General features: G+C 64.1%; 10 protein-coding genes. 3 read left to right on the forward strand and 7 right to left on the reverse strand.

Translation table 11 applies throughout. The features are described 5' to 3' along the window. Window positions 1-34: 34 nt before the first annotated feature. Window positions 35-1,225, forward strand: a complete 1,191-nt coding sequence (locus CAF92_RS10805; protein WP_085600725.1) for a glycosyltransferase family 1 protein — start codon at window positions 35-37, stop codon at window positions 1,223-1,225. 131 nt (window positions 1,226-1,356) lie between these two features. On the opposite strand, the gene CAF92_RS10810 is transcribed toward CAF92_RS10805, so the two are convergent. Together CAF92_RS10810 and CAF92_RS10815 are read right to left on the reverse strand one after the other, a co-directional pair. Next, window positions 1,357-1,839, reverse strand: coding sequence for a glutathione peroxidase (locus tag CAF92_RS10810; RefSeq protein WP_085600727.1), 483 nt, complete (start codon window positions 1,837-1,839; stop codon window positions 1,357-1,359). 144 nt (window positions 1,840-1,983) lie between these two features. Then, window positions 1,984-2,469, reverse strand: a complete 486-nt coding sequence (locus tag CAF92_RS10815) for a peptidylprolyl isomerase (protein ID WP_003259610.1) — start codon at window positions 2,467-2,469, stop codon at window positions 1,984-1,986. Here CAF92_RS10815 and CAF92_RS10820 point away from each other — a divergent pair. Further along, complete coding sequence (locus CAF92_RS10820; protein WP_046616044.1) at window positions 2,468-2,770, forward strand: DUF3565 domain-containing protein; 303 nt, start codon at window positions 2,468-2,470, stop codon at window positions 2,768-2,770. The two genes, CAF92_RS10815 and CAF92_RS10820, sit on opposite strands and share 2 nt — an antisense overlap. A gap of 31 nt (window positions 2,771-2,801) precedes the next feature. Further along, entirely contained in the window at window positions 2,802-4,889 is a 2,088-nt protein-coding gene (gene pta, locus CAF92_RS10825) for a phosphate acetyltransferase (RefSeq protein ID WP_046616043.1), read from the forward strand. A gap of 135 nt (window positions 4,890-5,024) precedes the next feature. Here pta and CAF92_RS10830 read toward each other — a convergent pair whose 3' ends face one another. The 5 genes from CAF92_RS10830 to CAF92_RS10850 form a co-directional block, all read right to left on the reverse strand. Beyond that, entirely contained in the window at window positions 5,025-5,735 is a 711-nt protein-coding gene (locus CAF92_RS10830; protein ID WP_046616042.1) for an OmpA family protein, read from the reverse strand. A 108-nt stretch (window positions 5,736-5,843) separates the two neighbouring features. Further along, window positions 5,844-6,488: an MBL fold metallo-hydrolase gene (locus CAF92_RS10835; RefSeq protein WP_085600729.1), complete on the reverse strand. Its 645-nt coding sequence runs from the start codon at window positions 6,486-6,488 to the stop codon at window positions 5,844-5,846. A 116-nt stretch (window positions 6,489-6,604) separates the two neighbouring features. Beyond that, the gene (locus CAF92_RS10840) at window positions 6,605-7,297 is read right to left on the reverse strand and encodes a sensor histidine kinase KdpD (RefSeq protein WP_046616040.1); all 693 of its coding nucleotides are present in this window, start codon (window positions 7,295-7,297) and stop codon (window positions 6,605-6,607) included. Then, entirely contained in the window at window positions 7,294-8,901 is a 1,608-nt protein-coding gene (locus tag CAF92_RS10845) for a response regulator (protein WP_085600731.1), read from the reverse strand. The genes CAF92_RS10840 and CAF92_RS10845 overlap by 4 nt, the downstream gene beginning before the upstream one ends. Before the next feature lie 159 nt (window positions 8,902-9,060). Further along, window positions 9,061-11,778 carry a LuxR C-terminal-related transcriptional regulator gene (locus CAF92_RS10850; RefSeq protein WP_046616038.1) on the reverse strand — a complete coding sequence of 906 codons (2,718 nt, stop codon included), beginning with the start codon at window positions 11,776-11,778 and terminating at the stop codon, window positions 9,061-9,063. Window positions 11,779-11,930: the final 152 nt, after the last annotated feature.

The raw sequence follows: 11,930 nt of genomic DNA on the forward strand, positions 1-11,930 counted from the left end.
ATTGGCGCAATCCAGCAGGCGGACACTTTTTGTCATGAATACACCCGCCCTACGCATTACCTTGGTCAGCGAAACCTTCCCACCCGAAATCAACGGCGTGGCCAATACCCTTGGCCGCCTGAGCGAAGGGTTGCGCCAACGCGGCCATGAAATCGAAGTGGTGCGCCCGCGCCAGGCCGGTGAAGCACCGCTGCACAACGACCCGAACCTGATGCTGTGCCGTGGCTGGCCACTGCCTGGCTACCCGGGCTTGCAGTGGGGCGAGGTGTCGATGCACAAGCTGATGCGCCGCTGGCGTCGGCAGCGGCCGGATGTGCTGTACATCGCCACCGAGGGGCCACTTGGGCTCAGCGCACTGCGCGCGGCCCGGCGCCTGGGAGTAGCGGTGGTCAGCGGCTTCCACACCAATTTCCCGCAGTATTCCGGCCAGTACGGGTTGGGCCTGCTGACGCGCCTGCTCACCAACTACCTGCGCTGGTTCCATCGGCGCACGACGACCACCCTGGTACCCAGCCTCAGCCAGCGCCTGGAGCTTGAACGCCGCGGTTTCGAACGCCTGGAGCTACTGGCCCGAGGGGTCGATGCCTGCCTGTTCAACCCGGCCCGGCGCAGCCCGGCATTACGGGAAAGCTGGGGGCTCGGCCCGGATGACATCGCCGTACTGCATGTCGGGCGGCTGGCGGCAGAAAAGAACCTGGGTTTGTTGCGCCCATGCCTGGAGGCCCTGAAGAAAACGTATCCACACAAGCGCCTGCGCCTGATCATGGTGGGTGACGGCCCTCAGCGTGCCGCCCTGGAACAGCAGGTACCGGATGCCGTGTTCTGCGGTGCCCAGCGCGGCGAGGTGCTGGCCGAACACTATGCCAGCGGTGACCTGTTCCTGTTTCCGAGCCTGACCGAAACCTTTGGCAATGTAGTGCTCGAAGCCATGGCCTCGGGGTTGGCGGTGGTCGCGTATGACGAAGCGGCCGCTGCGCAGCATATTCGCCATGGCCACAGCGGTGCACTGGCCATGCCGGGGGATCAGGCAGCGTTTATCGACTCTGCCTGCTGGCTGCTGGAAGAAGAGGAGACGTTGCGCCGGGTGCGCCTGAATGCGCGGCGGCATGCCAGCCGCCAGGGCTGGCCAGGGATTGTCGAGCAGTTCGAGGGGTATCTGCATGCAGCCCGGAACCAGGCTGCGACTTCACCAACTTCGAGGCTGGGTGCTACGCGATCTGTGTAGGAGCGGCCTTGTGTCGCGATCGGGCTGCAGAGCAGCCCCTCGATAGTTGCGACAATGCTGATATCCGGGGGCCGCTATGCGGCCCGATCGCGACACAAGACCGCTCCTACAGAGGGACCGCGTCAGGCGCTTCAGGCCAAGGCTTTCTCGATAGCCTGTACCACAGTCGGATCATCCGGTGCCGTGCGCGGCGAAAAACGCGCCAGCACCCGCCCGTCCTTGCCCACCAGAAACTTCTCGAAGTTCCAGGTAATGTCCCCTGGGAACTCTGCCCCCTCACCCGCCAGCAGGCGGTACAGAGAGTGGCGTTGCGGCCCGTTGACCTCCAGCTTGGCGCCCAGCGGGAAGCTCACCCCGTAGTTGAGGCTGCAGAACTCCTGGATTTCCTTTTCACTGCCTGGCTCCTGGCCGGCAAACTGGTTGCATGGCAGGCCAAGCACGTTGAAGCCCCGTTCCTTGAAAATCTGGTAGAGGTTCTCCAGGGCCTTGTATTGCGGCGTGAGACCACACTTGGAGGCAACGTTGACCACCAGCACCACTTGGCCCTTGAACGGTGCGAGGGGCAGCTCCCCGCCGTTCAACGCGTCCAGTTTCAGGTCGTGAAATGCACTCATGATGAATCCCCTCTCAGGTTCCCGGTTGCCGCGCAGACGAATTCCGCCCACTAAAAAGGCGCTCGTCCAAGCCGTCCACCTCCCGTAGGAAGGCAAATCGGCTTGCCCGAGCGCCTGGCGACTATCTGAGCTTAGCGCAGAAAATCAGTGGTGATGGCCACCTTCACCGTGGATGTGACGGTGAGCGATTTCTTCGTCGCTGGCATCACGCACGTTGACTACCTTGACCTGGAAGGTCAGGCGCTGGCCGGCCAGCGGGTGGTTGCCGTCAACGGTCACGTCGTCGCCGTCGATGTCGCGGATGGTGACGATCTGCATCTGGCCATCCGGTGCCGAAGCATGGAACTGCATGCCCACTTCCAGCTCGTCGACACCTTCGAACAGGCTGCGGTTCAGTGTGCTGACCAGCTCGGCCAGGTATTCGCCGTAAGCATCTTCCGGCTCGATGGAAACGTTCAGCTCGTCACCGGCCTGCTTGCCTTCCAGGGCTTTTTCCAGGCCCGGGATGATGTTGCCGGCACCGTGCAGGTAAACCAGCGGTGCACCGCCGGCGGAGCTGTCGATGGTCTCCCCGGCGTCGTTGGTCAGGGTATAGTCGATGGAGACAGCCTTGTTGGCGGCGATCAGCATGGGGCAAGACCTTTTGCAAAAGTATGTAGAGCGAACAAGTGTAACCAAGCCATCGCCCGATTGCGAACGCACTGCGGACGAGCAACGGCCCATCAGTCGGATCACCGGCTTCCACCAGGACGAAGAGGGCCACTGGGTGGCCGAACTGTCCTGCGGCCACACCCAGCACCTGCGCCACCAGCCGCCGTGGCAGACGCGCCCCTGGGTGCTCGACCCGGCCCAGCGCGCACAGAGCATCGGCCAGCCTTTCGCTTGCGGCTGGTGCGCACAAGGGGCCGATAGCGCTACCCTTGGCCGTTAATTTCTTGCACCGCTTATTTCGAGAAGCACGCATGCAGACATTTTTCATTGCGCCGACCGATTTCGGTGTCGGCCTGACCTCTATCAGTCTGGGCCTGGTGCGCACCCTGGAGCGTGCCGGCCTGAAGGTCGGCTTCTTCAAGCCGATCGCCCAGCCCCACCCGGGTGATACCGGCCCCGAGCGCTCCACCGAGCTGGTCGCCCGCACCCACGGCATCAAGCCCCCTGTGCCGCTGAGCCTGGCCCACGTCGAGCGCATGCTCGGCGATGGCCAGCTGGACGAGTTGCTCGAAGAAATCATCCGCCTCTACCAGCAAGCCTGCATCGGCAACGACGTGGTGGTGGTCGAGGGCATGGTGCCCACGCGCCACGCCAGCTATGCGGCGCGGGTCAACCTGCACCTGGCCAAGAGCCTGGATGCCGAGGTGATACTGGTATCTGCACCGGAAAACGAAGTGCTCAGCGAGTTGTCCGGCCGGGTCGAACTGCAGGCACAATTGTTCGGCGGCCCGCGCGACCCGAAAGTGCTCGGCGTAATCCTCAACAAGGTGCGCACCGACGAAAGCATGGCGGACTTTTCCACCCGCCTGCGCGAACACTCGCCGCTACTGCGCGGCAACGACTTCCGCCTGCTCGGCTGCATCCCCTACCAGCCCGAACTGAACGCACCGCGCACCCGAGACGTGGCCGACCTGCTCGGTGCCCAGGTGCTCAATGCCGGCGACTATGAACAGCGGCGCATGAGCAAGATCATCATCTGCGCGCGCACCGTGGCCAACACGGTGCCGCTGCTTACCTCGGGTACCCTGGTGGTGACGCCGGGCGACCGCGACGACATCATCCTCGCCGTCAGCCTGGCAGCGATCAACGGCGTACCACTGGCCGGCCTGCTGCTGACCAGTGACGGCAAGCCAGACCCACGCATCCTGGGCTTGTGCCGTGGCGCCCTGCAGGCTGGCCTGCCGATCCTGTCGGTCAGTACCGGCTCGTACGACACCGCCAACCAGCTCAACTCGCTGAACCGAGAAATCCCGGTGGACGACCGCGAGCGCGCCGAATTCATCACCGACTTCGTCGCCAGCCACCTCGACGCCGCCTGGCTGCACCAGCGTTGCGGCACCCCGCGCGAACTGCGCCTGTCGCCGGCAGTGTTCCGCTATCAGCTGATCCAGCGAGCGCAGCAGGCCAACAAGCGCATCGTCCTGCCGGAAGGCGCCGAGCCGCTGCTGGTGCAGGCTGCAGCTATCTGCCAGGCCCGCGGGATTGCCCGCTGCGTGCTTCTGGCCAAGCCCGAGGATGTCGATGCCGTGGCCCGCGCCCAGGGCATCACCTTGCCTCCGGGCCTGGAAATCCTCGACCCCGAGGTGATTCGCCGGCGCTACGTGGAGCCGATGGTCGAACTGCGCAAGAGCAAGAACCTCAATGCACCAATGGCCGAGCAGCAACTGGAAGACCCGGTGGTGATCGGTACCATGATGCTGGCGCTGGACGAAGTGGATGGCCTTGTCTCGGGCCTGGTGCATTCTACCGCCAACACCATCCGCCCGGCCCTGCAGTTGATCAAGACCGCACCGGGCTCGAGCCTGGTGTCGTCGGTTTTCTTCATGCTGTTCCCCGAGCAGGTGCTGGTGTACGGCGACTGCGTGATGAACCCACACCCAAGTGCTGTCGAACTGGCCGAGATCGCCCGGCAGAGTGCCGAATCGGCGCAGGCCTTCGGCATCGCGCCACGGGTGGCGATGATCAGTTACTCAAGCGATTCGGCCAGCGACGAGGAAGTCGAGAAAGTGCTCGAAGCGACTCGCCTGGCACAGGACGCGGCGCAAGACCTGCTGATCGACGGGCCGTTGCAGTATGACGCGGCGGCCAACCCGGCGATCGCACGGGACCTGGCACCGGGCAGCCCGGTAGCCGGGCGGGCTACGGTGTTCGTGTTCCCTGACCTGAACACCGGCAACACGACCCACAAGGCGGTGCAACGCAGCACCGACGGGGTCAGCCTGGGACCGATGCTGCAAGGGTTGCGCAAGCCGGTGAACGACCTGCCGCGCGGGGCTCAGGTTGACGATATCGTGCATACCATTGCCCTGACGGCGATTCAGGCCAGCGTGGCGGGCTAAAAGCTGGGGCTGCTTTGCAGCCCATCGCCGGCAAGCCAGCTCCCACAGGATTTGCATAGCCCTTGAGCCTTGTGCAGTACCTGTGGGAGCTGGCTTGCCGGCGATGGGCCGCAAAGCGGCCCCAGGATTGATGCCTTACTGCTGAACCTGCCCCTGGTCATACTGCTGACCCGGAATCGGCTTCAGGTTCACTTCCACCCGGCGGTTCTGCGCGCGGCCATTGGCGTCGGCGTTGCTGGCGATCGGCTGGTCCGGGCCCATGCCACGTACGGAGATACGCGAGGCATCCACACCCTGCGAGGTCAGATAGGTGCTGACCGCCTGCGCACGGCGCTGGGACAGGTCCATGTTGTGCTGGCGGCTGCCAGTGCTGTCGGTGAAGCCGACCACTTCGATGGTGTTCTGGTTGAACTGCTTGAACGAACCGGCCAGGTTGTTCAGCGGCGAGTAGAAGCTTGGCGCGATGTTGGCCGAGTCGGTGGCGAAGGTGATGTTGCCCGGCATGATCAGCTTGATCTGGTCACCCTGGCGCTGCACTTCAACGCCGGTATTGGCCATCTGCGCGCGCAGCTCGGCTTCCTGCTTGTCAGCGTAGTAGCCATAACCGGCTGCGGCGGCACCCACGGCAGCAGCACCGATCAGTGCACCCTTGCCACGGTTGTTGTGGTCGATGGCGGCACCGGCGATAGCACCGGCCAGCGCGCCCAGGCCGCCGTACTTGGCGGTCTTGCTCATCCCTGTGGAGCCCTGCGCCTGCCCCTGGCTGTCATAAGGGTTCTGGCCGGCACAGCCGGTCATCAAGGCAGCGGCGGTTGCGACGATAATCAGACGACGCATGGTGAACATGGACAAGCTCCTACTGAATTCATGAATGCGGCAGATCATAAACGGATCTATGCAAGCCTTGGATTGCATCGGCAACGAAAAATTCCATGAAAGTGCCTTCATGTGCCATCAGGCACGCACGAAGGGGTTTTCACGCATTTCGTCACCCAGGCAGGTATCCGGCCCGTGGCCGGTCACCACGATTGCCTCCTCGTCCAGCCGGTACAGGCGCTCCTTGATCGAACGGACGATGGCCCGCTGATCGCCACCCCACAAATCGGTACGGCCAATGCCACGGCGGAACAGAGTATCGCCGGCAATCAGCAGCTTGGCATCGGCAAACCAGAAGCTCATCGAGCCCGGCGTGTGGCCTGGCGTATGCAAGGCCACGCCACAACCGCAGGCCAGCTCCTCGTCATCCCCCAGCCAGCGGTCGGGTGCAGGCACCGGGGTGTAGGGCACGCCGAACATCTGGCACTGCATTTCCAGGTTGTCCCACAGCGCCTGGTCATCCTTGTGCAGGTGCAGCGTCGCGCCGGTCAGTTCCTTGAGCTTGCCCGAGGCAAGGAAGTGATCGAAGTGCGCGTGGGTGTGAATGATGCTCACCAGCGTCAGGCCGTGGGCCTGCAGGCGAGCCAGGATCTTGTCCGGGTCACCGCCCGGGTCGACGACGATGGCCTTTTTGGTAAGCGGGTCGCCGATCAGGGTGCAATTGCATTGCAGGGGGCCTAAGGGGAAGGTTTCGCGGATGAGCGCAGGCGGGGCTTGGGTCATGGTGTTCTCGATGGCAAAGCTGGAGTTCTGCTGAGAGCCTGACAGGAAATTGGGGTGGGTGCACGAGGTTCATGTCTTGAGATGTGTGGCGCCTGTGAGATCGAGCGCCATACATCCTAAGGCAAGAACAATCTGAACAACCCACCCCCAAGCGCGCCGCCATTGGAGATCTCGATCCGCCCGCGCACCCCGCCGCTTTCATGCAGTGCCGCGATCCGCGCCGCAAAATACAGACCCAGGCCGGTACTGCCGCTGGTCGAGTCGATACCCTGGATGAATTCTTCCTGGCGCTCTAGCATGCGCTGTGGATAACCCGGGCCGTCATCGTTGACGCAGATGGCCAACTGGTTGTCTGCCTCTTCGATGGTGATCAGCAAGGCATGCGCGGCAAAGCGGGTGGCGTTGGTGATCACGTTGGCGATCACCGAGGCCACAAGCTCGCGGTCGAAGAAGCCCAGCGGGTTGTCGGTGTCGATGCGCCAGGTCGCAAGGATGTCCTTGTGCTTGAGCACTTCCTCGTGCGCGGCCAGCTGGGCTTCGATGAAATCGTCCAGTTCATGGTAGTCCGGGCACACCGGCAACTGGTTCACGCCCAGTTTGTACAAACCCAGCAACTGCACCAGCATGCCGTTGAGGTGGCGAAATTCATGCTCCATCGCCCCCTGCTCGGCACCACCGCGCAGTTCCTCGGGCAAGCGCTGCATCCACTGGTTGTGGGACTGGATCAGCGCCGACAGGGAATTCTTAAGGTCGTGCACGGTGGAGGCGATCACCGTGGAAAAATCAAGCCCCTGGTTATCTTGATTCATGCGCCGAACACTCGGATGTGCAGTTTGCGGTAGCGGTCGTAGCGGTTGTCGCTGGCAGGTATGCCGGCCACGCTGGTCAGGGCGTCGCGACACTCCTGCATGATGGCGGGCTGAGGGCTGTCTCCGCCGATGCGCAGCAGCGCCTGGGCAGTGTTGAGGGCAATGCTGATGTTCTTCGGCTGCAAACCCAGCGCCTTGCGGAACAGCTGCAACGCCTCGCCGAGCTGCCCCCCCTGGTAATTGCGCACACCCTGGCGATTGAGGGTGACCGCTTCGGTAATGGCGTTGAGCACGCTGGGGTCGTCCGTCAGCTTGCCGACCCTCTCCATGACCTTGGGGTCGTCGCCATAACTTTCCACACAGCTCCTCAGTACACCGATGGCAGCGGCTTCCTGCCCCATGGCCTGCAACTGCGCGGCAACGGTCAGGGCCGAATCGACCGAGAAGAACTGGTTCATCTTGTCCAGGCGCTGGATCGCCTGTTCGGTCAGCTTGGCAGCCGTTTCAGGGTCGCCGGCCTGCTGCAGGCTGGCGGCCTTCATCATGCGGGCACGCACCTGCAGGCCCTGGTCCTCGGGGTTTTCCTTGGCCACTTCGCTCAGCGTGCTGTTGATCTCGACCCGGGTGCGCGCATCCAGGCCAAAGCCGGCATTCCTGCTCATCAGCGCCTGCACCAGCCCCAGGTTGTTCTCAGGGTCCTTGTAGCGTGAGCTCTGGCCCTGGTTCACCGCATGGCGGAACGCCTTCGAGGCACTTTCGAAATCTTCGTTTTCCAACGCCAGCTTGCCCAGCGTCGACTGCCGGCGCACCGATAGCGGCGACAGGCGCACGGCCTCTTCAAGCATGTTCTGCGCACGCCTGGTTTCGCCTTGGGCCACCAGCACCTCGGCCATGCCATCGTACAGGCCTGGCATGATCGGAAAGGCCTTTAGCGCCTGCTCGTACACGCCCTGGGCTTGGGCGTTCTGGCCACGTTTGTGCATCAGGCTGCCCAACGCCGAGTACACCCACGGCTGCGGGCGGCTGGCCAGGATGGCCTTGAGGAACTTCTCCAGCTCCTCGAAACGGTTGAGGTTGCGCAAGGCATCGGCCCGATAACGCAGGCACAGCGGGGCCAGGCGCGGGTCGCGCTTGCACAACTCGGCACAGGCCGCCAGTACTTCGGCCGGGCGATTGCGGTCCAGAGCCTGCAGTATCGGCTTGAGCAGGGTCTTGCGCTGGTAAAGCTTCTCCACGCGCTGGGCCAGGCCAACCCGGTTGAATGGTTTGGTCAGGTAGGCATCAGGCTCGTGCTCGATGGCGCTGAGGACAATGGCCTGGCTGCTCTCGGCCGTGACCATGATGAATATGCACTCATGGCTGATGTGCTTGTCGAGGATCAGGTCTTCGAGCACCTGCTGGCCGTTCTTCTTGCCGTCGCCCAGGTGGAAGTCCTGCAGGATGACGTCATAACGCTTTTGCGCGCACATGCGCAGCGCCTGCTCGCCGCTGTCGGCGGTGTCCACGTCACGTACGCCCAGCTCGCGCAGCATGGAACGGGTCGACGTGCGAAAGTCGGTAAAGTCGTCGACGATCAGAAAGCTCTTTTGCCCGTACTGCAGCATCAACACGACCTGCCTTGGAATAATTGAAAAATCGCGCGAGGCGATGCCACCGATAGCTGTATCGGCAGTTGGTCGGGAAAGATGAGGGTAGAGCGTTGGCGGCCACGAACCAAAGCCTTGTGCCACCACTTTAGCGAGCAAGGCCCTGGAGGGCCAGGATCACGCCAACAGCCCCAGGGACTTGGCCTTGGCCACCGCCTGGGTACGCCGCTCCACCCCCAGCTTGCTGTTGATATGGCTGGCGTGGGTTTTCACCGTGTGCAGGGAAATGAACAGCCGCTCGCTGATCTGCTGGTTGGAACAACCCTGGGCAATCAGCTCGAGCACGGCCAGCTCGCGGCTACTCAGGGCTTCGCCGCTGCCGGTGCTGGTGCTTGGCATCTGCGGCAGGCGTTTGAGCAGCTCGGCCTGCACCGGGCAAGCGGCAACAGCCCGCAGCTGTTCGAGAAGCCACTGCGGGTGCTGCTCCAGCAGAGGCTGGAACGGTTGCAGCACGCCGCCCTGGGCTGCCTCCAGCAACCGTGGCAACAACTGGGCGGCCTGCCCTTCCCGGCCTTCGCCCAGCAACAAGCCAAGCCACTGGCACAGGGCACTGACGCTGAGCATCATGCCGCCACTGGCCTGGCCGTGCTCGACCAGGCTGGCCAGGCGTTGCGCCGCGTCGCCGCTACGCGCCTGGATACGCTCGAGCGATGCCTGCTGCAAGGCGATGTGCAACGGCAGCAACGGGTGGAACTCCGGGGCCGCCGCCGGTTGCTCGCCACCGTAGGTCTGGCCCAGGCGCAGCAACCAGGACTCGGCCAGGTCGATGCGCCCCTGTGCCAGCCACAATTCGCATTTGACCAGCGTGATCATGGCCAGGTAGTAGACCGGCGGCACATCCCAGATGTGCATCAGCCGCTCGGCCTCGGCCAGTTCGGCAAAAGCCTCGGCAAAGTGCCCTTCGCGGCCATCGAGCGTAGCGATCACGCAGTGGCCGATGAGCACGCTGATATCGCGGCAGGCCCGCGCCTCGCCCAATCCCGCACGCAACCGGGCACGGCCCTGGGACGGCTGCAGACGCGATACCAGCAGGTACCCTTCGTAAAGCGTCAGGCGGGCGCGCACGGCATACAGCCGCTGTGCCGACAGCCCTTGCAGGCGCTGAAGCCCCTCGCGCACTTCGTCCAGCGCGCGCAACACCTCGCCACGGGCATGCAGCACCCGCGCCCGGTCGTAATGGGCCAGGGCCTCGAACAATGGGTTGCCAACGCGCTGGGCCAGCTCCAGGGCCTCGCGGTTCCAGCCGCGGGCCCGCCAGAAGTCGCCATCGGCAATCGCCAGGTTGGACAGCGTCGACAGGCACACCAGGCGTTGGCCATAACGCTTGCTCGGCAGGCTCTGCAGCGCTTCGCCGCAATAGGCCAGGGTGCGCTCGCGGTCGCCACGGCCACGAGCGATCACACCACTGAGCGCCAGCCACTGGGCCAGCATGGACTTTTGCGCGGTCGCCGAAGGCGCGGGCAGGAAGCGGCTGAGATACCCCGCCAGCTCCTCGGCCGCGTCCAGCTGGCACGCCAGGCCCAACGCCCAGCTGTACAACACGATCAACCGCGGCGTGCTTATCAACAGGCTGTCGGGCAGGTCCATCTTCCAGCGCAGCAGCATGCCGACGTTCTGTTCGGCCAGCAGTTGCTCCTCGGACAGGCTCTGCACCAGGTCGGCCGCGACATCGAGGTGACCGGCCCGCAGCGCCTGCTCCACCGCTTCGTCCAGCAGGCCCTGGCTTTCGAACCAGCGGCAGGCACGCAACTGCAGGCCGGCCAGCGGCTCGCTGGCCTGGCGGCTGCGCAGCAGGTCGGAGAACAGGTGGTGATAGCGGAACCAGTGGCCATGCTCGTCCAGCGGCACCAGAAACACCTGGTGCGCCTGCAGGAAGCGCAGGATCGAGGCACTGTCGTGGCGGCCGCGCACGGCATCGCACAACGGAGCGCAGAAACGCTCCTGGCAGGCCGTTTCGTACAGGAAGGCCTGCACGTCGGCGGGCAGCATGTCGATGACTTCTTCCAGCAGATAGTCGCGGATCAGGCCCTCACCACCATGCAAGGCCTGGGGCAAGGCCTGGTCGTCAGCGGACTCGCTGGCAGCCAGTTGCCAGAAACGCAACCCGGCCACCCAACCGTCGCTGCGCTGGATCAGGTTGTCCAGGGCCTGGCCGCGCAGGCCGGTGGGTTGACGGCCGATCACCGCCAGCGATTCTTCGGCGGTCAGGCGCAAGTCCTGTTCGTTGAGCTCGACCAGTTGCCGCGACAGGCGCAGGCGCGCCAGGTGCCAGTCCGGGCGCTGGCGGCTGGTGACCAGCAGTACCAGGCCGGGGGGCAGGTGATTGAGGAAGAACTGCAGGCAACGATCGAGCACTGGCCCCTGGGCCAGATGATAGTCGTCCAGCACCAGCAACAAGGGAGTATCGGCTTGCAGATACAACGCCAGCTCGTCGAGCAGGCCGTCGAGCCATTCCTCGAAGGCGAACGGCTGGTGGCGCTGGCGCATTTTCAGCAGGCCCATGGCCTGGCCACCCAGTGCCGGGCAATATTGTTGCAGGCCTTCGAGCAAGCGTTCGAGGAAGCGGCCAGGGTCGGCATCCCGTTGGCTCAGGCCCAGCCACAGGCTACGCCAGTGCTCGGGCAGCGCTTCGCAAAATTCAATGGCCAGGGAGCTTTTGCCGAAACCCGCCGGGGCATTGACCAGCAACAGCCGCCCGCCGAGGCCGGCTTGCAGCCGCTGGCACAGGCGCAGGCGCGGTACATGACCGTCCGGCAAGGGCGGCCGGAAGAAACGCCCGTCCAGCAGGCCCAGGGCCTGGCTGGTGAATCCATGCGTACGGGACAGATCTGTCATGGCCGGCTCGTTCTGGTTGGAAGACTACGGCGGTATGGATGCTTGCGAGACTAGCGGGTAACGCTGCCCATTTGAAGATGATGGGCTCAATTCCCCTGGAAAAGACTGCGACAAAAAGCAACACGTCTGATGGACAGGGGCTGGGGCGGGGG

The organism is Pseudomonas sp. B10(2017), from assembly GCF_002113295.1.
GTDB classification, from domain to species: domain Bacteria; phylum Pseudomonadota; class Gammaproteobacteria; order Pseudomonadales; family Pseudomonadaceae; genus Aquipseudomonas; species Aquipseudomonas pudica.